Here is an 18,960-nt window from a genome sequence, read left to right as displayed (position 1 = left end):
CACCGCGATCCGGCCCCGTCCACGGCGTCTTCCCACCCTCCTCGCGCCGCCTCCGTCGCGCCGCGCACCATCGCGGCCTCATGCACCACGTCTCCACCGCCGGCCGGCCCCGCCGTCGGCTTTCCCTGTCCCGTCACGCCCAGGAGACCCCATGAGCCCCAGCCCGTCGTCCCTGTCCAGACGTACGTTCCTCACGGCCACCGGCGCAATCGGCGCCGCGGCGCTCACCGCGTGCAGCGATCTGACCCCAGGCGCATCGTCGTCCGACAAGAGCAGTTCCGGTCCCGTCTCCACGGCGATACCGGCCGACGAGAAGATCACGCTGGTGGTCGCCGACGCCGACGACACCACCATGACCCCGGGCCTCATCGCGGCCTTCCGCGAGAAGCACCCCAACATCACCGTCAAGCGCAACTACACCGGCTGGGACGACTACCTCAAGAGCATCAACACCACCATGTCGGCCGACAGCGCCCCCGACATCGCCCAGTTCACCTCCGGTATGCAGAACCTCGTCCCCGGACGGCTGCTGCTCAAGGTCGGCGAGTACGGCAAGGCGTACGGCTGGGCGGAGAAGTTCCCCGGCCTGGACCAGATCACCCTCACCTCGGACGGCAAGACCGTCGGCACCGGCGACCTGTACGGGGTGGGCGCGGGCCTGTCGTTCGAAGGCGTCTACTACAACAAGGCCAAGGCGCAGAAGCTGGGCCTGACCGTCCCTCCGGCCACCCTGGACGAGCTGGAGGCCCTGTTCGCCAAGGCCAAGGCGGCCGGTGAGACCGCACTGGTCGCCGGCAACCTCGACGGCGGCCTCAACCACGCCTTCAACGTGCTGCTCTCGGTCTATCTGACGCCGAAGGACCGCGAGGCGTGGGCCTATGGCCACCAGAGCGCCACCATCGTGCTGCCGGAGGCCGAGAAGGCGGCCGAGACGCTCAAGCGGTGGGTGGACAAGGGGTACGTCACCCCCAAGGTCAACGGCGTCAGCGACAACGACGCCACCGCCGCGTTCGCCAAGGGCGAGGGAGTCTTCCGGATCAGCGGCAACTGGGCCGCGGCGGCGGTGGCCGAGGGTCTGGGGGAGGGGGCCGGCTACTTCAACATGCCGACCGTCACCTCCGGCGGGAAGGTACGCACCACCGGTGCCGGGGTGTACTACTGCGTCTCCAGCAAGTCGAAGAACGCTGCCGCGGCCGCCGCGTTCCTCGACTTCACCGCCGGCGCGGAGGCCGCCGCCATCACCGCCAAGGCGGGCTTCATGGCTCCCGACGCGGGCGCCATGCCGAGCCAGAGCGGGCTGCTGGGCGATGTCCAGAAGGGCTGGCAGACGATCGTCAAGGACGCCGGCCTGCAGCCGTTCATCCAGAACTCCTCCAGCCCGACGATGGGCGACACCCTCACCACCCAGCTGCAGTTGCTCGCCGGGGGCAAGGTCACCGCCGAGAAGTTCCTGGCCGGTCTCCAGGCGGACTTCGAGAACTATCACAAATGACCACTGCCGACCGACTGACCGGCCCCGCCCCTGCTCCCGGAGCCCAGAGTCCGGCGGAGCGCGCGGTGGGCGGCACCGTGCGCAGGCACTCCCGCCCGGCGCGGTCCGGCCGCCGCCGACGCCGGGCCGTGGCGTTGCTGTACCTGCTGCCGGCGCTGCTGCCCTACACGCTCTTCGCCGTACTGCCGCTGCTGCACACCGCTTATCTCTCACTGTTCGACTGGGACGGGGTGACCCTCCCGTCCTTCGTCGGCCTCGACAACTACGGCCGTATCGCCACGGACCCGCAACTGCGCGCCGCCGCCTGGCATGCCGGTGCGCTGATCCTGTTCTTCTCCGTCCTGCCGATCTGCCTGGGGCTGGTCTCGGCGGCGATCGTGTCCCGGCGTGCCGGGCGCCGGGGCACCACCTTGGTCCGCACGGTGCTGTTCCTGCCCCAGGTCATCCCGCTGGTCGCGGTCGGCATCCTCTGGCGCTGGGTGTACGCCGAGGACGGCACCCTCAACCAGGCGCTGAGGGCGATCGGCCTGGGCGGCCTCACCGACGCCTGGCTGGGCAGCTTCACCTGGGCCCTGCCGGCCGTCGGACTGATCGGCAGCTGGGTCGTCTCGGGCCTGTGCATGGTGCTGTTCCTGTCCGGGACCCAGCGCATCGACCCTGAGATCTACGAGGCGGCACGGATGGACGGGGCGGGCCCGGTACGCGAGTTCACGGCGATCACCGTCCCGCTGCTGCGGCCGGAGTTCGCGGTGGCACTGTCCATCACCGTGATCGCCGCCCTGTCCAGCTTCGACCTCATCTACATCACCACCGGAGGGGGCCCGGGCAACAGCACCGTCGTCCCCGGAATCCTCATCTACCGCCTGGCCTTCGGGGGTGGCGCCGTCGGTGTGGCCAGCGCGCTGGCGATCGTGCTGACGGGGGTCATCTCCCTCGCCGTCCTGGTGATCAACCGGCTTTCCAGGGAGGCGCCGTGACCTCACCTACCAAAGCGATGACCGGTCCAGGAGCGGTCACCGGTACAAGAGCGTCCTCCGGGCGGTTCGCGGCACCCCTCGTGCTCGCGCTGTTCATGGCCGCCGTGCTCGTACCGTTCGCCTCCCTGCTGCTGGCAGCACTCCAGCCGGCGGGTGCTCCGCTGACCGGCTTCGCCCTGCCGGACGGGCTGCACCTGGAGAACTTCTCCCGCGCCTGGTCCGCGGCCGGCTTCGGCACACTGCTGCGGTCGAGCGTGGTCATCGCGCTGTGCGTGGTGCCGGCCGCGGTGGTGTGCGCAACCCTCGCCGGGTACGCGCTCGCGACCCTGGACGTTCCCGGCCGGGGAAGGCTCTACGCGTATCTGCTGCTCGGCCTGTCCATCCCCACCGAGGGCACCATCATCCCGCTCTACTACGACCTGCGCGCCATCGGCCTGACCAACACCGTGCCGGGGCTGGCACTTGCGGAGATCGCCGCGTTCATGCCGTTCGGGGTCTTCTGGATGCGCGCCCACTTCTCGACCATGCCGCGCAGCCTGATGGAGGCCGCACGGCTGGACGGCGCCTCGTCGTGGACGACGCTCTGGCGGATCCTGCTGCCCAACTCCCGCCCGGCGGTGACCACGTTGGGCGTTCTGTACTTCGTCTGGAGCTGGAACCAGTTCCTGCTCCCGCTCATCCTGATCCAGGACCCGGCCCGCCGTACGGCCCCGGCCGGACTGGGTTTCTTCACCGGGCAGTTCGGCGTCGACGTGCCGCTGCTCGCCGCGGCCACCCTGATCGTGATCGCCCCGGTGGTGCTCGTCTACCTGTTCTTCCAGCGGCACTTCATCAGTGGCGTACTCAGCGGCGCCCTCAAGGGCTGACCACAGGAGGTCGGAGAATTCCGTGACTCTACCCACGCGTGAACGCGCGGGCTTCCTGCGTCGCTGGCTAAGCAGCGTCGCAGAGGACCAGCCCGGCCCTGTCGAGGACGTTCAGCGCGCCGACGTGGTCCGCGTGGGCCGCGAATCCGCACGTCGTGCATTCGAACTTCGCTTGGGTGACGCGGTTCTCCTTCGCGGTGTGCCCGCAGGACGGGCAGGTGCGGGAGGTGTTGCGGGGGTCCACCGCGATGACACTCCGACCAGCGCTTTCAGCCTTGTTGGTGAGGATCGCGAGGAACACCCCCCAACCCGCGTCGAGAATACTTCGGTTGAGTCCGGCCTTCGCCGCTCGCTGGTTCGGGAGCAACGCGCCGGGCTGTTCGGGGTCGGGCTTCGGCTTGGGGGCGCGGGTCATGCCCGCGGTGTTCAGCTTCTCGTGTGCGATCGCGTCATGGTCGCGCACCAGGGTGAGCGCGGTCTTGTGGGCGTGGTCGATGCGCTGGCGCCGGATCTTCGCGTGGATCTTGGCGACCTTGCGGGCGGCGGCGCGGTCGGCTTTGGTGCGCCGCTTGGTGCGCTGGGGGAAAGTCGCCAGGTGCCGCTGCGCTGCGGCGAGTTCCTCGGCCGCCTCCTGGAGGAAGCGGGGGTTGGCGATGTGCTCGCCGCCCGACGTGGTCAGGAAGTGAGTGACGCCCAGGTCGATACCGACGACCGTGCCGGTGGCGGGCAGCGGCTCGGCGGGTACCTCGTCGCAGGACAGGACCACGTACCAGCGGCTTCCCTCCCGTTTCACCGTGATCGTCTTAACCCGGCCCCTGACCGGCCGGTGCTGATGCACGCGGATGTGTCCGACGCCCTGCAGCCGGAGGCGGGTCTGTGGATCGTGCGGGGTGGAGGCCCAGCGGCAGCCGTCGCCGTCCTTGGGGAAGACGACGGTGTCGAAGTACCCGACACCCTTGAAACGCGGATAGCCGGGCTTCTCGCCGGTCTTGACCCGGCGGAAGAATGCCTGGAACGCCTTGTCCAGGCGGCGCAGGGTGGCCTGCTGCGAGGAGAACGACCAGCGGCCCTGGCGCTCCGGGTCGAACGCCCGGATCTCCTTGAGCTGCACGGACTGGTGGCCGTACTTGATGCTCGTCTTCGATGTGTGACGCCAGGCGTCCCGGCGCTCCTGCAGCGCGCCGTTGTAGAGCGAGCAGTGGTCCCGGAGCATCTCGCGCAGCGCCTGCTCCTGCCGGGTTGTGGGGCGCAGGAGGAACTTGTAGGCGCGGATCACGCCTGCTCCTCCTTCTCCTTCTTCCACGGACGCTCCCATTGCGTCTCGATGTACCGCTGCACCGTGTCCGCGCTGACCGCGCCCACGGAAGCGGCCAAGTACGACGACGACCACAGGGTGGGCAGTTGGCTCTTGAGGTGCGGGAACTCCGTGCGCAGCACGCGGGACGTGAAGCCCTTGAACTGGTTGGCCACGTATGACGCCGACGACTTCGCATCGTGCTTGACGAACAGGTGGACGTGGTCGGGCATCACCTCAAGCGCCACGATCTCCCACCCCCGTTCGTCGGCCTTGGCCCGGATCAGTTCCTCAAGGCGGGCCGCGACCGGGCCGCCGAGGACCGGACGGCGGTACTTCGGGCACCACACCACCTGCAGCCCGAGGTCGTACACGCCTCCGGAGAACCGGCGAACCTTCCTGGCCACAGTCACGCGATCACTATACATACGCGACAGGTATAACAGTCCGTGATGCCGTGGCCCAGGCCAGCCCTGCAGATCCGTACAGAAAGTTGAGGTCAGAGCAGTTGAGAGAAGCGATTCCCCCATCGGCTAAAGCCGAGGGTCCCCCCGCTAGATCACGGATGGCAGAACTCGAAGTCGCGCTGATCGGTGCGGGCGGCATCGCCCGCACGCATCTGCCCGCGTGGGCCGCCCTCGGCGCGCGGGTACGCCTGTACGCACCCGACGGCCGCGCCCCCGCCCTGGCCCGAGAGTTCGGCGCGACGTCCGTGGGCTCCCTGCGTGAGGCGATCGCCGCGGCCGCCGTGGTGGATGTGTGCACCCCGACCGACACCCACCGGGAGATCACTCTGGCCGCCGTCGCGGCGGGGGCCCATGTCCTGTGTGAGAAGCCGCTGGCGCTCAGCGCGGCCGAGGCCGGGGAGATGGCCGACGCGGCACAAGAGGCCGGAGTGAGGCTGTACCCGGGACATGTCGTGCGCTTCTTCCCTGCCTACGCCCGGCTTCGCGACCTGGTCGCCGGGGGCGGTCTGGGCCGGGTGGCGGTCGCCCGGTTCACCCGTACCGGCCGCTATCCCACCTGGAGCGGCTGGTTCGCCGACCCGGTGCGTTCCGGCGGGATTCTGACGGACCAGATGATCCACGACATGGACATCGCCCGCTGGCTGTTCGGCGAGGTCGTACGGGTCCACGCCCGGCACCAGGGGCATCTCACCGCCCCGGCCCCGGAAGGGGCGGTCGCCACCGGTACCGTCGTACTCACCCACGCGGGAGGCGCCATCACACAGGTCGTAGGGGTGTGGGGGCCGCCGGCAACGCCGTTCCGCACCACGTTCCATGTGTCGGGCACCGGCGGTACCGTCCAGCACGACTCCCAGGCCCACCTCGACCTGCGGATCACCGGCGCCGCGTCCGGCGGCCCGGCGGACGGCATACCCGTCGGAGACTTCGGGGAGTCGCCGTACTTCACCCAGATCCGCGAGTTCGCCGAGGCGTTCGCGGGTGGTCCGGAACCACGGGTGAGCGGTCAGGACGGCGTGGCGGCCGTCCGCATCGCCGAGGCCGCGGCTCAGTCCGCGCGTACCGGACGGACCGTCGAGCTCGCCCCGGAGCCAACCACCGTACCCACAGGGGGAATTGCCCAGTGAGAGTCGCTGTACTGTCCTTCGCCCATGTGCACGCCGCGACCTACATAGGGCTGCTGCGCGACCGCGACGGCATCGAACTGATCACCGCGGACCCCGACGCCCCGCCGGGCGACCCCACCCGGGGCCGTCAACTCGCCGAAAGCCTGGGTGCCGCCTACGCCGACACCTGGGACGAGGTGTTCGCCCTCCGCCCCGACGCCGTGGTGGTCACCAGCGAGAACGCCCGGCACCGGCACCTGGTCGAGCGGGCCGCCGCGACCGGGGCACATGTGCTCTGCGAGAAGCCCCTCGCGACGACCGAGGCGGACGCACGAGCCATGATCGACGCCTGTGAGCGCGCCGGGGTCGGGCTGATGACCGCCTATCCCGTACGGTTCAGCCCCGCCTTCACCGCCCTGCGCCGCGCGCTGGCCGACGGCTCGCTCGGCGGGCTGATCAGCGTCCACGGAGCCAACAACGGCTCGAACCCGGCCCGTTCGCACCCCTGGTTCGCCGACCCGGAACTGGCCGGCGGCGGAGCGCTGGCCGACCACACCGTCCACATCGCCGACCTCGTGGACGCGCTGCTGGACGGCGAGCAGGCGGCGGAGGTGTACGCCCAGGCCAACAGCATCCTCGACGACGACGGCCCCGCTCCGGATGTCGAGACCGCGGCTCTTGTCACCGTCCGGTACCCCAGCGGGTTGGTCGCCGCCGTGGACGCCAGCTGGAGCCATCCGCCCGACCACCCGACGTGGGGCGGGCTCGCCATGACCTGCGTCGGCGAGAAGGCGATCGTGGAATTCGACGCCTTCCCCCCGCTGCTCGGCGGATTCGACTCCGCCACCGGTCGCGACCGCTGGGAGGCGGGCGGGGCGGACCTGGACGCCGCCATGCTCGAGGAGTTCCTCGACGCCGTACGCACCGGACGGCGGCCGTCTCCCGACGGCGAGGCGGGCCTGCGCACCCTCCGGATCGTGCTGGCCGCCTACGAGTCGCTGCGCACCGGACAACCGGTCGCACTGACGGATGCCCTTGGCACGACCGGCGGCTGAACTCCCGGCAGATGGCCGTCGACGTCAGGCCTGGGCGGCGCGTCCCGCGGTGCGTGCCCGGTCCCAGGTGCCGGCGGTGACGCCGCGTTCCCGCAGGGCCGCTTTGCGGACCTTGCCGGTCTCGGTCAGCGGCAGGGACGGGACCGTCTCGATGTAGCGGGGCACGGCGAACGCGGGCAGCTCCAGCGCGCAGTGCCGGGTCAGGTCCTCCGGGTCCAGATCGGTGCCGGGCCGGACGACGATCGCGACCATGACCTCGTCCTCGGCCAGTTCGGAGGAGACCGGGAACGCGGCAGCCTCGGCGACCGCCGGATGGGTGCGGACCGCCGACTCCACCTCGAACGAGGAGATGTTCTCGCCGCGGCGCCGGATGGCGTCCTTGATCCGGTCGACGAAGCGGAACCAGCCGTCCGGCTCGCGGATCACGCGGTCGCCGGTCCGGCGCCAGGAGTCGGACGGCTGCACCGGATCGTTCACATAGCCGGTCGAGAAGGCGTGCTCCCGGTGGCTGCGGACGACGAGTTCACCGGGCGTCCCGTCCGCAACAGGAGCGAGGCCTTCGTCGACCACCTGGGCGGAGAAGCCCGCGCGTACGGTGCCGAGGTAGCCGGGACGGGCCTCCTCGGGTGTGGAGCCGATGACGAGGTTCGTCTCGGTGGAGCCGAACCCGTCGACGAGACGGATGCCGAAGCGCTCGCGGAACGGCTCCCAGGCGGCGGCCGGGGTCGCCGGCGACAGCCCGCGCCACGCCCGGTGCGCCCGGTCCTGAGGGCCCGGCGGCTGCGCCAGCAGCATGGGCACCATCGCACCGAGCAGGTACACCGCGGTCGCACCGGTCTGAGCGACCTGCGCCCAGTGCCGCGTTGCGGAGAACCGCCCGCCGACGACGCAGCCCGCGCCCACCGTCATGGCGTGCGCGAGCGTGTTGAGGGCGTTGGTGTGGAACAGCGGCAGACAGGTGAAGAGCACGTCGTCGGAGGTCAGGCACAGGGAGTCCGCGACGTTGCGGCCCCACCACACGAACTGGGCCTGCGGACAGCGGACACCGCGCGACGCGCCCGTGGTGCCCGAGGTGAAGAGAATGGCGGCGGTGTCCTGCGGACGTGCCGGTGCGGGCGGGAGCGCTCCGGTCGTGCCGGGCGCGGGGACGTCCTCCTCGCCCGCCACCCACACCGTGCCCTGATGGCCGGCCTCGACGGCACGTTTCGCCAACTCGGCCTCGGCGTAGAGGAATTGCGGCTGAGCTTCGCGCAGCACATGTCGCAGCGACCGGCCGCGCAGAGCGGTGTTCAACGGCACCACGACCGCGCCGAGCCAGGCGCAGCCCAGGATCAGGTCGACGAGTTCGATCCGGTTGGGCAACAGGGCCGCGATCCGGTCGCCCGGTCCGCAGCCCCGTGCCGCGAGTGCCCCGGCCATGGTGGCGGTGGCCTCGCGGGTCTCCGCGTACGTCCGCGTCGTGTCGCCCACACGCAGGAAGGTCCGGTCGCCGAACTTCTCGGCGGCGGTGTCGACCAGTTGCGGCACGGTCAGCGCATCCGCGATGCCACTCACCGCAGAACTCCGGCCTGGTGAAGTCGCCGAAGCCGCTCGGGACTGATGCCTGCCACCTCGCTCAGCACCTCGTCGGTGTCGGCACCGAGCAGGGGTGCGGGCTTGCGCACTCCGCCCGGTGTGCCGCTGAGGCGGATGGGCACACCCTCGTGGAGGAAGGCGCCCGCCGCCGGGTGCTCAAGACGGACGTAGAAGCCACGGGCCCTCAACTGCGGATCCTGCTCGACGAGTTCACGACCGTCCTGCACCGCACCGGCCGGAATCCCGCGCTCCTGCAACAGCTCGGCAGCGGCATCGGCGGGCATCCCCCGTGCCCAGTCGCCGAGTACGCCATCGATCAGCGCTCTCTCCCGCCTGCGGCCCTCAGCAGTCGACAGCCGCTCGTCATCGGCCAGTCCGGGGCGTCCGATCATATGGCAGAGGGCCGTCCACTCCTCGTCCGAGCGGACGCTGACGGCGAGCCAGCGGTCGGCGCCCAGACACCGGTACACCCCCTGAGGGCTCCACCGCGGGTCTGCGTTGCCCATCGGCGACCGTGCCGACGTGAGGAGGCTCGTCCCCATGTGGGCGGCGATCGCCTCGAGTTGGGAGAGGTCGACGTGCTGTCCGCGGCCCGTCTCCGTGCGGTGCTCCAGCGCGGCGACCGTGGCCAGCGCGGCCTGAAGTCCCGCGACGATGTCCCCGTGCCCGTAGATCACGCCCACCACGTCGTCCGGGCCCCAGCCGGTGAGCCCGGTCAGCCCGCCACTGGCCGAGACGGTGTCCGCGTACGACACCCAGCCGGACCGCGGTCCGGTGTGGCCCATGCCCGACATGCTCACGTAGACGAGGCCCGGGTTGATCTCGCGCAGCGCCTCGTAGCCGAGCCCGAGCCCGGTCATGACCGTGGCGCTGAAGTTCTCCACGAGGACGTCGCAGGAGGCGATGAGGTCGCGGAGCACCGCGACGCCCTCCTCGGTCCGCGTGTCGAGCGCGATGCTGCGCTTGTTCCGGTTGACCTCATTGAAGTAGCCGTTGGTGTCCGGGTCCGTATGGTCGCCCCGGGAAAGGTGCATGAAGGGCGCGAAACGGGTCGGGTCGGGGCGCCGGACGGACTCGACCTTGATGACGTCGGCGCCGTGGTCGGCCAGGACCTTTGTGCAGTACGGGCCCGCGAGCACCCAGGTCAGATCGAGGACGCGTACGCCGTCCAGTGCGGGAAGGCCGGCGGAGTCGCCGTCGACCGGGCGCACCGGACGAGGTTCGTCGAGCAGCGTCTGGTCGGCACCGGGCCCGGGCACGGTGAGCGACGTGACACGGCGGCCCTCGGGGAACGCGAACGGGAAGCCGAGGTCGGTGCGGTCGCCCTGCTCCGTCCGGACCTGGGTGAAGAAGCCGCGCGCGGCGAGCTGCGGGTTGCCCGGCAGTTCGTCGGGCAGGTCGACGGCGGCCCACGGCAGTTTCCTGGCCTGCGCCCGCTCCGCGAACTCGGCCTTCGGCCAGGCGCCCACGAAGTCCTGCACGACCTTGAACACATGCTCCTGGTGCTTTTTGCGCTCGACGGGATCCTGCCACCGTGGCTCTGCCAGATCGGCCTCCGCGCCTTCCTCGCACAGCCAGGCGAGCAGCGCGTCCCACATGCGAGGACTGCCGCCGAGCCCGCCGCCCAGATAGCCGTCCGCGGCCCGGAACAGCCCGTGCGGGACCAGCGGATGCACCCGTCCCGGGCGCGGCGGAACCCGGTCCTCGTGCAGGTAGGCGAGGGCGCCCGCCTCCAGTGCGGCGGCGACGGAGGCCTGTGCTGATACGTCGATGAGCTGCCCGGAGCCGCCCCGGCGGGCCCGCAGACCGAGCAGGACGGCGATCGCCGCGTTGACGCCGGCGAGTTGCTCCGCCTGGTTCTCCGGCAGCCGCAGCGGCGGGCCGTCCGGGTCGCCGACCTGCGCCAGCATGCCGCCGAGCGCGGCCACGACCAGGTCGGTGCCCTGCCAGTGGCTGCGCGGGCCGACGAGGCCGAAAGGGGTGACGCGTACGTGTACGAGGTGATCGAGACCGGCCGCGACCGGCTCGGCGCCCTCGGTGCTCCCGTCGAGCAGCGCGTCCGCGCCCTCAAGGAGCCGGCGCAGCTCAGCAGCACCTTCGGGCGTGTCCGTGTCGAGCGTCACCGAGCGCTTCCCGGCGTGCCAGTGGGCGAAGGCGTCGCCGTCGAGTTCGTGCCGGGTCGCATCGCCTCCCGGCGGTTCGACCAGCACCACCTCGTGACCGAGGCCCATCAGGAGCCTGCCCGCGAAACGGGCGAAGGGACTGGACAGTTCGACGACGCGCTTAGCCGCCTCGCTCACGTTTCCTCCGGTGAGTGTCGGTGGAGAGTCAGGCGTGGTGCTGGTTCAGGAAACCGGTGACGACGGAGTAGTAGTCGTATGGTCGCTCCTCCTGGAGGTGATGGGACGTCCGGCTCATGATGTGGAGGTTGCCCCGGGGGACCATCCGGGCCAGCATCAGCGGGTAGTCCGGGGTCAGGAACGCGTCGTGCATGCCCCACATGAAGAGCGACGGGGCCTCGATTTGGCCCAGCTCGTCCGTCAGGTCCTGCCAGTCGCCGCGCGGGTTGTCCGAGGCGGCGGCGAGCGCCATCTCCTCGGGGTCGAGGCTCTGTTCGTGGCGCAGCTTCACCGTGCCCTCGGGGACGGCGTCCGCGTCGTACCACTCCAGGCGGGCCATCAGCTCGCGCATCTTCGCCGGCGAGGGGCCGTCTCCGCCGTAGTACACGTCCCTGGCGTTGCGACCACGGCGGCCGCCTTCCGGAAGGGGTGCGAGGGGCCCGTAGAAGACCGGCATACTGCCGGTGATCACGAGGGAGCGCACCCGCTCGGGGTACTTGGCGGCCAGGTTGAGGGCGATGGTCCCGCCCCACGAGTTGCAGATGAAGTCGGCGCGTGCCACCCCCAACGAGTCGAGCAGCGCCACGGTCCTGGCGGCGTGGTAGTCCCACATGGGGCCCTTGATGACCGGCTTGGCGGACTTCCCGTACTGCAGGATGTCGACGAGGAAGCACCGGCGGTCCGCCGCGAACAGCGGCGCCACCTGCCCGAAGTCCGACCAGCCCGTGCACCCCGGCCCGCCGCCGTGCAGAAAGACGGTGGGGCTTCCCTCGCCCATCTCGATGTAGTGGTACGTGACGCCGTCCGCCTCCGCGTAGGCGCCCGGCGGAGGCGGCTGAATGTCCATGAGGTCCATGTCCCGCATGGTCTCCGGCGGTGGCAGCCCACCCAAGCGGAGCGGTCCGCTGAGCGGGCCGGTTCCGTGGTGGCCCGGGATGTCCTTGGCTAGCGTCCGGTCATCCGAGTTCCGGTCATCCGAATGTGGAGGCGGCGCATGGGGAACGGGCTGGACCTGGCCGAGGAGCGGGCACGGGCGTTGGTCGGGCGGTGGGAGCGGCGGCATCTGGGAGTCGTACGGGCCGAGGACGCCGCGGAGTTCGCCCGGGCGGCCGGCGAGAGCGCGCCGCACCTGGTCGATCCGGGCAGTCCCCGGTTCACCGTCCACCCCATGTACGTCGTCAGCCTGCTGCGCGGAGCGCCGGGAGCCGGCCCGGACGAGGTCCGGCCGGACGGCATGTACCGCGACGAGGTCCCCGGCACCGACGGGCTCGACGTCCGGCTCATGGCGGGCGGCCAGCAGGTGCGCTGGACAGGGGAGGTCCGGCCCGGGGACACGCTTGAACTGCTACGGGCTCTCAGGGCAGTTGAGCGCAAGGGGGCGGGGGACGGGTTCCTGTTGCTCACGGTGGAGAAGACGTACAGCGCGGCGCGCGGAACGCTCGTCGAGGTCATGGAGAGGTTCATCGTCCGGTGAGTCACGAAAAGGTCGGCAAGCGCATCGATTCCGTCGCCGTCGGGCAGCCGGTACCGCCCGTCGAGTCCACGCCCGACGCGGTCGCCCTGCTGCGTTTCGGCGCCGTCACCCGCAACACCCACCGCATCCACTACGACACCGCCTTCGCCCGGTCCGAAGGGCTGGACGGCCCGGTCGTCATGGCGCAGTTGCACGGCTGCCTCTTCCACCGGACGGCGGCGGGTTTCGCCGGCGAGACCGGGCGGGTACGCGAGGTCGCCTGGCAGAACCGGGCGCCCGCCGACGCGGGGGACCGGCTCGTGGTCACCGGCACGGTACGAGAGGTTGATCCCGGACGCGGTGAGGTCACGCTCGACCTCGTAGAGCACTGCGGAGTCCCGGACGGCGAAGACCCCGGCACCGTCTGCTGCCGGGGCCATGCCGTGGTCGTGCTCGTCTGACACCAACAGAACTGGGTATCAGGACCATCGCCGTCCTGGCCCCGCGGCTCCCACCGCGAGCACGCCCTCGTGCCGGAGCCGACAGCCGATGAGTGTCGGCGGACGCCGGCCCTCTGACGTCGTACTGGTCACCACGTCCGCCGCGAACGGTCTCCATCACGCGCTGCACGGTCTCTGCCAGGTCGCCCTGTTCGGGATACTCACGCAGGCGTCCACCAGCGGTGCGCAGAGACCGCGGCACCCCGAAGCACCGTCCGAGTCCGCTTGACCAGTGCGAGCCGGTCGTAGTGGTCGCGGTAGGTGGCCCGGACCCGCTCCTGGTCCTCGCCCTGCCCCATGAGGAGCGGATTTCTTGCCCTCGGCTTCGGCCTTCCACGGCTGTCACCTCGATCACCCGCTGCTTGGACCGGGACTTCACCAAGTTGTCTCTGAGCCCGGGATTTCACGGGCGTCGGCTCACCGGATGCCGCAAGGCTGACCTGTCCAGCGTCCCGCCGACTCCCGAGCCCTGCAATTCCTACAGATCGCTGCTCGCCGGGAGTCCGGCGTATTCACAGCGCGGGCTCCTGCCTGGTGTGCTCTGCGTGCCCGTGGCGGCACGGAAGGCAACGGCGCCTGGCGTGATCCTGCTTTGCCGACCCGGGGGGGCGCCTGACCGGGCACTTGGTCGAGCACGCAGCGATGGCCTTGGTCACCGCGGTCATGCCCCGCCCGTCGCCCGCCGAACGGCGCGCCCGGCCGGCCGAACTGCTGGCGCCATGGCGGCCACCGGCCTCACCGGCGCCCATGTCATGGATCTGGGCGACCTCGACCTCCTCGGCGCCGTGGCACGCGAGACCGTCCTGCCGCTGCGGCGGCGCTTCGCCCCTCGCGGAGCCCAACCCGCCTCGTCTGAAGAGACGTTGTAGCCTTGGCTGTGATCGGTTTCCCCCTGCCCGGCCAAGGTCCGCGATGAACGCCGTCGACTCATTCCCGCTCGGTGCCGCGACCACACTCGCCGAACTCGCGCGGGATCCGCACCCGCGACTGGCGTTGCTGCGTGCGCATGAGCCCGTGTCCTGGCTGCCGGAGCTGGACGGCTGGTTGGTGACGCGTCGCGACCTCGCGTTGAGTGTGATGCGGGACGCCGAGACCTTCACCGTCGACGACCCTCGGTTCTCCACCGCACAGGTCGTCGGGCCGAGCATGCTGTCCCTGGACGGAGACCAGCACACCCGCCACCGCGAGCCCTTCACCTCCGCCTTTCGCCCTCGGACGGTGCATGACGGTTTCGCTTCGTTCATCGAGCGGGAGACCGACCGGCTCATCACCACACTGCAGCCGACGGGCGCCGTCGAACTGCGGCGTGCCTTCGCGGGCCCGCTCGCGGTCGCCGTCGTGACCGAGGCACTCGGGCTGGTCGGCACCACCCCGGTCACGGTGCTCTCCTGGTACGACTCCATAGTGCGGTCGGTCTCGGCCATCACAGCCGGACATGAGGCGGAGCCCGCCGGAGCCGCGGCGTACGCGCGACTACGGGCCGCCGTGGAAGCAACCGTCGCCGACCGCGGAGGTTCTTCGCTCCTTGTCTCCGCTGCCGGGCAGTTGGCGCTGCCCGAGGTGGCGTCCAATGCCGCGGTGCTGATGTTCGGAGGCATCGAGACCACCGAGGCGATGATCACCAACGCGCTGCTGCACCTGCTGCGACACCCGGACCAACTCGCACTGGTCCGGGCCGACGCCGACCTGCTGGACGGCGCTATAGAGGAATCGCTGCGCCTGGAACCCGGTGCGGCGGTCGTGGACCGCTACGCCACCGCTGACATCGTCCTCGGCCCGGCCGCGATCCGCCGGGGTGACCTGGTCACCGTCTCCCTGACGGGTGCCAACCGCGACCCTGCCGTCTTCCTCGACCCCGACCGATTCGATGTCCGACGCGAGAACGTGCGTCTCCAACTGGCCTTCGCACACGGCCCGCACTACTGCCTTGCCGCGCACCTCGCCCGCCTGGAGACCCGCATCGCCCTCCAGGGTCTGCTCGAACGCCTCCCCGCCCTGCGCCTCGACCCGGACCGCCCCGCCACTGCGCACGGTCTGGTCTTCCGTAAGCCCTCCACCCTGCACGTGCTGTGGGACAGTCCTGCCTGATCGGTGTCAGGACAAGTCCAGCGCCACCTTCCCCACCGCCTCCCCGGTACGCAGCCTCTCCACGGCCTCCGCCAGCCGGTCGAGCCCGTACCGTTCGATCGGCAACGTCAGCTCCCCTGACGCCAGTTCGCCCAGCATCCGCTCGGCGTCCGCGGCGACCTCCCTGCCCCGTGACATCAGATTGACGGGCAGCAGTGCCACGTCGGCGAGCAGGAAGTCCGCGAGGTCCACGGTGAATTCGCGCCCGGCGGTGTAGCCGACCAGCGCGACACGCCCGCGTGGACGGACGAGCCCGAGCGCGTCCCGCAGCACCGGTCCGCCGACGGTGTCTATGAGCGCGTCGACCGGCCCGCCCACCGACTCCGGAGACAACTCGGCCGCCAGGACCGGCTTTCCGGGTGCCGGGACATGGTTCAGCTTGGCGGGACGGCCGACGACGCCGATCACCTCGGCTCCGGCCCGCGCCGCGACCTGCACGGTCAGCGCCCCGACCGCACCCGCGGCCCCTGTCACCAGAACGCGCTCCCCGGGCCGCACGGCCGCGACCGAGTGCACCGCCGCCCACGCCGTGCCCGCCGGTGAGAAGAAGCTGCACGCCAGCGCGGGGTCCGTGCCCTCGGGCACCGGGAGCACGGCCGAGTCGGGTACTACGGCGTGCTCGGCCCAACAGCCGTCCCGGCGCAGCCCCAGGCCCTTGCCGTTGATCCTTACGAGGCTGCCCTCGGCGTGCGTCTCCGAGACCAGGACGACTCCGCACGCGGTGGTGCCCGGTACCGCGGGCAGATCCGGGAGGATGCCGAACTTGCCGTCCACGACGTTCAGATCGAGGTGGCCGACCTGCGCCGCCCGTACCCGTACGAGGGTCTGGCCGGGCTCTCGTACGGGTACCGGCCGCTCCACCAGCCGGGGCAGCGTGCCGAACTCCTCGAGGACCAGGGCGCGCGATGTCTCGCTGTTCAAATCTTCACTCCGTATCGACGCAGGGCCCGGGAGGCGACGACGCGCAGCACGCGGTCGAAGACGAACCCGAGGATGCCCAAGGTGATGATCCCGACGAAGACCCAGTCGATGCGGCCGTAGTTGCGGGAGGTCCAGATCAGCGAGCCGAGCCCGACCTGGGCGGCGACGATCTCGGCGGAGACGATGGTCAGGAAGCTGTTGCCCATGGCGAGGCGAGCCCCGGTGACGATGTACGGCACGGTCGACGGCAGCACGATCCCCTGCAGGATCTGCCGGCGGCTCGCGCCCAGACTCGCCGCCGCGCGCAGTTTCGACTCGCTCACGGCCATCACGCCGGCGCTCGTGTTGAGCGTGACGATGAAGACCGCCGTGTAGAAAATCAGCACGACCTTCGACGACTCGCCGATGCCCAGCCACACCACCGCCAGTGTCACGAACGCGACCGGCGGAATGAAGCGGAAGAACTCGATGTAGGGCTCGAGGAGTTGGCGTACGAGCTTGATCTGCCCGATGAGCAGGCCGACCGGTACGCCCACGAGCAGACCGAGTCCCCAGCCGATCAGGATGCGGCGGCTGGAGGCGATGACCGAGTTGGTGAGCGTTCCGTCGCCCGAGAGTTCGCCCGCCGCGTCCAGGGTCGCGCTCGGGGAGGCGACCAGGGAAGCGCCGTACTGCATCGCCAGCAGCTGCCAGACCCCGATGCCGACGAGGACCGACACCACGGACAGGAGGATCCCGCGCAGTCCTCGCGCGGCGTCCCGCAACGCACGCCGCTCGCCCCGGGGCTCGGCGGCCGGTTTCGCCGTGACGACCGTCATGCGTCCACCTCCGCGTCGAGGCCCTGGTCGCGCAGGGCCTTGCGTACCTCTTCGCCGATGTCGTCCCGCAGGGCGCGGCGCAGTTCGAGGGCCGCGGGGTCGGTCTCGTCGCGCGGCCTGGGCAGGTCGACGGGGTAGACGGACTTGACCGACGCCGCCGGTCCTGCCGTCATGACGGCGACGCGGTCGGCCAGCAGGATCGCCTCGTCGATGTCGTGAGTGACGAAGACGACGGTGCAGCCCGAGGCCCGCCAGATACGCCCCATCTCCTCCTGCATCACCTGCCGGGTCTGTGCGTCGAGCGCGCCGAACGGTTCGTCCATCAGCACGACCCTCGGTTCGTTGGCCAGCACACGGGCGATCTGCACCCGCTGCCGCATGCCGCCGGACAGTTGGTCCGGGAACCGGTCGGCGCAGTGCCGCAGCCCGACCAGGGCGAGGTACTCGTCGGCCAACTTGGCCTGCTCGGCACGGGACTTGCCGCGCATACGCGGGCCGAACGCCACGTTCTGACGGACGGTCAGCCAGTCGAAGAGGGCCTCGCTGCTCTGGAAGACCATGCCGAGGTCGGGATCGGGGCCGCCGATCGCGACGCCGTCGACGGTGAGGCCGCCCCGGTGCGGCCGTACGAACCCGGCCAGCGCGGACAGCAGAGTGGACTTGCCGCAGCCGCTCGGACCGAGCAGACAGAGGAATTCACCGGCGGCGATGTCCAGTGAGATGCCGCGTACGGCGTGGAAGGAGCCGAACCGGATGTCCACTCCGTCTACGGACACGGCCGCGCCGCGGCTTCCGTTGACGGCTGACGCGCCGGACGGCGGCCGGTCGGCCTCGATGGCCTTCGTCATCACGATCCCTTCGTCTGTTGGGTGAACCAGCCGCGCAGCACGGCACGCGCCACGTCGGGCGGGGTCTTGGCCTTGCCGGTGTCCACGTAGAACTTGGCGGTGGCGGTGTAGCTCTTGAGGTCCTGTGCGGTGATGTCGCGTACGCCGAAGTCGATCTCCTCGATCGCCGTCAGGGTCTGGGCGGTGGGAATCTTCGCGGCCTTCTGGGTGGCGCTCGCCGCTCCCTCCGGGTCCGACTCGGTGAGCCGTGCCGCTTCCTGGAGCGCCTGCGCGATCTTGACGGCCGTGGTCTTGTTGGTGCTCAGCCACTTGTTGTCCGTGATGAGCCAGTGGGCGTAGGACAGACCGTAGTCGCCGGTCGTTTCCAGAACCTTTCCGCCCAGCTCGGTGCCCTTGGCCGGCCAGGGTTCCCACAGGACGTAGGCGTCGACGTCGCCTTTCTGGAGCAGCGCCGGGATTTCCGGCGGGTCTGCCGTGACGAACTCGGCCGAGTTGGTGTCGATGTCCTTCGACTCCAGGAAGCGGGTCGCCGCGAGTTCCGAGAGCCCCGGTACGACGGCCATCTTCCGGATCTGCGAGGGTTCGGCGACGTCGGGGCCGAGGACAACCTTGAGGTAGCGGCCGGATTCCTCGTACACCAGAAGCGACCGCAGACCCGAGTTCTGCTGGAGCATGCCGATGGTGGTGGTGTCCGAGTTCCCGGCCAGCTGTACCTGGCCGCCTGCCAGGGCGTCGACGCCTTCGCCGCCCCGCCCGAACTGGACGAGCTCGACGTCGAGACCGTGCTCGGCCCACAGCCCCTGCTCGTCGGCGAGGAAGAAGGGCGCGAAGGAGGGGTCGATGCCGACGGCGATCTTGACCGTGGGGCCGGTGGCCGCGCCTGCGCCGGAACCGCCGGCGGAATCGGTGGTGGCCGCGCTGCACGCGGTCAGGAACATCAAGGTGGAGAGTGCGGCGACACCCGTGAAGGGGTGTCTCCTGATGACCCGTTTCTGCATGAGTGCCTCGGTGGGTTGGCGGGAGACCGCCGGTTCCGGCTGGTCCTCGGGGTGCGCCGTGGAGTTGGCGAACCGTAGAACGCGGAGCGGCAACCGGGCATGGATCGCGGTCCGCTGAGCGGGACAG

Annotated in this window: 18 protein-coding genes and 1 pseudogene; 9 read left to right on the top strand and 10 right to left on the bottom strand. The window is 70.6% G+C overall.

The window, feature by feature from the left end; all coding sequences use genetic code 11:
- Positions 1-151: 151 nt before the first annotated feature.
- The 3 genes from ACGFNK_RS19710 to ACGFNK_RS19700 are packed head-to-tail and all read left to right on the top strand — an operon-like array spanning position 152 to position 3,335.
- Positions 152-1,492: an ABC transporter substrate-binding protein gene (locus ACGFNK_RS19710; RefSeq protein ID WP_393417471.1), complete on the top strand. Its 1,341-nt coding sequence runs from the start codon at positions 152-154 to the stop codon at positions 1,490-1,492.
- Positions 1,489-2,469 carry a carbohydrate ABC transporter permease gene (locus tag ACGFNK_RS19705; RefSeq protein ID WP_393417469.1) on the top strand — a complete coding sequence of 327 codons (981 nt, stop codon included), beginning with the start codon at positions 1,489-1,491 and terminating at the stop codon, positions 2,467-2,469. The genes ACGFNK_RS19710 and ACGFNK_RS19705 overlap by 4 nt, the downstream gene beginning before the upstream one ends.
- A gap of 17 nt (positions 2,470-2,486) precedes the next feature.
- Positions 2,487-3,335 (top strand): carbohydrate ABC transporter permease, encoded by an 849-nt coding sequence (locus ACGFNK_RS19700; RefSeq protein WP_393417468.1) that lies wholly within the window; start codon positions 2,487-2,489, stop codon positions 3,333-3,335.
- Positions 3,336-3,402: 67 nt separating this feature from the next.
- Here ACGFNK_RS19700 and ACGFNK_RS19695 read toward each other — a convergent pair whose 3' ends face one another.
- Positions 3,403-4,611, bottom strand: coding sequence for an RNA-guided endonuclease InsQ/TnpB family protein (locus ACGFNK_RS19695; protein WP_393417466.1), 1,209 nt, complete (start codon positions 4,609-4,611; stop codon positions 3,403-3,405).
- Complete coding sequence (gene tnpA, locus ACGFNK_RS19690; protein ID WP_393417465.1) at positions 4,608-5,057, bottom strand: IS200/IS605 family transposase; 450 nt, start codon at positions 5,055-5,057, stop codon at positions 4,608-4,610. The genes ACGFNK_RS19695 and tnpA overlap by 4 nt, the downstream gene beginning before the upstream one ends.
- A 137-nt stretch (positions 5,058-5,194) precedes the next feature.
- Between tnpA and ACGFNK_RS19685 the strand changes: the two genes are divergently transcribed.
- Positions 5,195-6,220 carry a Gfo/Idh/MocA family protein gene (locus ACGFNK_RS19685; protein ID WP_393417464.1) on the top strand — a complete coding sequence of 342 codons (1,026 nt, stop codon included), beginning with the start codon at positions 5,195-5,197 and terminating at the stop codon, positions 6,218-6,220.
- Positions 6,217-7,254: a Gfo/Idh/MocA family protein gene (locus ACGFNK_RS19680; protein WP_393417462.1), complete on the top strand. Its 1,038-nt coding sequence runs from the start codon at positions 6,217-6,219 to the stop codon at positions 7,252-7,254. Before ACGFNK_RS19685 ends, ACGFNK_RS19680 begins: the two co-directional genes overlap by 4 nt.
- A 24-nt stretch (positions 7,255-7,278) precedes the next feature.
- Here the strand turns inward: ACGFNK_RS19680 and ACGFNK_RS19675 are convergent, their stop codons facing one another.
- The 3 genes from ACGFNK_RS19675 to ACGFNK_RS19665 are packed head-to-tail and all read right to left on the bottom strand — an operon-like array spanning position 7,279 to position 12,024.
- Positions 7,279-8,808 (bottom strand): AMP-binding protein, encoded by a 1,530-nt coding sequence (locus ACGFNK_RS19675; RefSeq protein WP_393417460.1) that lies wholly within the window; start codon positions 8,806-8,808, stop codon positions 7,279-7,281.
- Complete coding sequence (locus tag ACGFNK_RS19670; RefSeq protein WP_393417458.1) at positions 8,805-11,129, bottom strand: CoA transferase; 2,325 nt, start codon at positions 11,127-11,129, stop codon at positions 8,805-8,807. The genes ACGFNK_RS19675 and ACGFNK_RS19670 overlap by 4 nt, the downstream gene beginning before the upstream one ends.
- A 28-nt stretch (positions 11,130-11,157) precedes the next feature.
- Positions 11,158-12,024, bottom strand: a complete 867-nt coding sequence (locus tag ACGFNK_RS19665; RefSeq protein ID WP_393417456.1) for an alpha/beta fold hydrolase — start codon at positions 12,022-12,024, stop codon at positions 11,158-11,160.
- 138 nt (positions 12,025-12,162) lie between these two features.
- On the opposite strand from ACGFNK_RS19665, the gene ACGFNK_RS19660 reads away from it, so the two are divergent.
- Positions 12,163-12,642 (top strand): MaoC family dehydratase N-terminal domain-containing protein, encoded by a 480-nt coding sequence (locus ACGFNK_RS19660; protein WP_393417454.1) that lies wholly within the window; start codon positions 12,163-12,165, stop codon positions 12,640-12,642.
- Complete coding sequence (locus ACGFNK_RS19655; RefSeq protein ID WP_393417452.1) at positions 12,639-13,082, top strand: acyl dehydratase; 444 nt, start codon at positions 12,639-12,641, stop codon at positions 13,080-13,082. Before ACGFNK_RS19660 ends, ACGFNK_RS19655 begins: the two co-directional genes overlap by 4 nt.
- 200 nt (positions 13,083-13,282) lie before the next feature.
- Here the strand turns inward: ACGFNK_RS19655 and ACGFNK_RS19650 are convergent, their stop codons facing one another.
- Entirely contained in the window at positions 13,283-13,420 is a 138-nt protein-coding gene (locus tag ACGFNK_RS19650) for a hypothetical protein (protein WP_393417450.1), read from the bottom strand.
- A gap of 298 nt (positions 13,421-13,718) precedes the next feature.
- Here ACGFNK_RS19650 and ACGFNK_RS19645 point away from each other — a divergent pair.
- A pseudogene (locus ACGFNK_RS19645) lies at positions 13,719-13,951 on the top strand (amidohydrolase); the annotation flags it as partial.
- An 82-nt stretch (positions 13,952-14,033) separates the two neighbouring features.
- Complete coding sequence (locus tag ACGFNK_RS19640; RefSeq protein ID WP_393417448.1) at positions 14,034-15,209, top strand: cytochrome P450; 1,176 nt, start codon at positions 14,034-14,036, stop codon at positions 15,207-15,209.
- A 6-nt stretch (positions 15,210-15,215) separates the two neighbouring features.
- Here ACGFNK_RS19640 and ACGFNK_RS19635 read toward each other — a convergent pair whose 3' ends face one another.
- The 4 genes from ACGFNK_RS19635 to ACGFNK_RS19620 are packed head-to-tail and all read right to left on the bottom strand — an operon-like array spanning position 15,216 to position 18,926.
- A complete protein-coding gene (locus ACGFNK_RS19635; RefSeq protein ID WP_393417446.1) occupies positions 15,216-16,169 on the bottom strand; it encodes a zinc-binding alcohol dehydrogenase family protein in 954 nt (317 codons plus the stop codon).
- Positions 16,166-16,987 (bottom strand): ABC transporter permease, encoded by an 822-nt coding sequence (locus tag ACGFNK_RS19630; RefSeq protein WP_393417444.1) that lies wholly within the window; start codon positions 16,985-16,987, stop codon positions 16,166-16,168. Before ACGFNK_RS19630 ends, ACGFNK_RS19635 begins: the two co-directional genes overlap by 4 nt.
- Positions 16,984-17,835, bottom strand: a complete 852-nt coding sequence (locus ACGFNK_RS19625; protein WP_393417442.1) for an ABC transporter ATP-binding protein — start codon at positions 17,833-17,835, stop codon at positions 16,984-16,986. Before ACGFNK_RS19625 ends, ACGFNK_RS19630 begins: the two co-directional genes overlap by 4 nt.
- A complete protein-coding gene (locus ACGFNK_RS19620; protein WP_393417440.1) occupies positions 17,835-18,926 on the bottom strand; it encodes an ABC transporter substrate-binding protein in 1,092 nt (363 codons plus the stop codon). Before ACGFNK_RS19620 ends, ACGFNK_RS19625 begins: the two co-directional genes overlap by 1 nt.
- Positions 18,927-18,960 lie beyond the last annotated feature (34 nt).

It is taken from the genome of Streptomyces sp. NPDC048825 (assembly GCF_043198355.1).
GTDB lineage: Bacteria > Actinomycetota > Actinomycetes > Streptomycetales > Streptomycetaceae > Streptomyces > Streptomyces xiangluensis.
The sequence above is the reverse complement of the archived record's forward strand: the minus strand, read 5'-3'. Positions and strand labels throughout refer to the sequence as shown.

What these genes read in the sequence shown, in the direction of transcription:
- ACGFNK_RS19710 (WP_393417471.1), top strand. Translation starts at nt 152, where the DNA reads ATGAGCCCCAGCCCGTCGTCCCTGTCCAGACGTACGTTCCTCACGGCC.
- ACGFNK_RS19705 (WP_393417469.1), top strand. Translation starts at nt 1,489, where the DNA reads ATGACCACTGCCGACCGACTGACCGGCCCCGCCCCTGCTCCCGGAGCC.
- ACGFNK_RS19700 (WP_393417468.1), top strand. Translation starts at nt 2,487, where the DNA reads ATGACCGGTCCAGGAGCGGTCACCGGTACAAGAGCGTCCTCCGGGCGG.
- tnpA (WP_393417465.1), bottom strand. Translation starts at nt 5,057, where the DNA reads ATGTATAGTGATCGCGTGACTGTGGCCAGGAAGGTTCGCCGGTTCTCC.
- ACGFNK_RS19685 (WP_393417464.1), top strand. Translation starts at nt 5,195, where the DNA reads ATGGCAGAACTCGAAGTCGCGCTGATCGGTGCGGGCGGCATCGCCCGC.
- ACGFNK_RS19665 (WP_393417456.1), bottom strand. Translation starts at nt 12,024, where the DNA reads ATGGACCTCATGGACATTCAGCCGCCTCCGCCGGGCGCCTACGCGGAG.
- ACGFNK_RS19660 (WP_393417454.1), top strand. Translation starts at nt 12,163, where the DNA reads ATGGGGAACGGGCTGGACCTGGCCGAGGAGCGGGCACGGGCGTTGGTC.
- ACGFNK_RS19650 (WP_393417450.1), bottom strand. Translation starts at nt 13,420, where the DNA reads ATGGGGCAGGGCGAGGACCAGGAGCGGGTCCGGGCCACCTACCGCGAC.
- ACGFNK_RS19640 (WP_393417448.1), top strand. Translation starts at nt 14,034, where the DNA reads ATGAACGCCGTCGACTCATTCCCGCTCGGTGCCGCGACCACACTCGCC.
- ACGFNK_RS19630 (WP_393417444.1), bottom strand. Translation starts at nt 16,987, where the DNA reads ATGACGGTCGTCACGGCGAAACCGGCCGCCGAGCCCCGGGGCGAGCGG.
- ACGFNK_RS19625 (WP_393417442.1), bottom strand. Translation starts at nt 17,835, where the DNA reads ATGACGAAGGCCATCGAGGCCGACCGGCCGCCGTCCGGCGCGTCAGCC.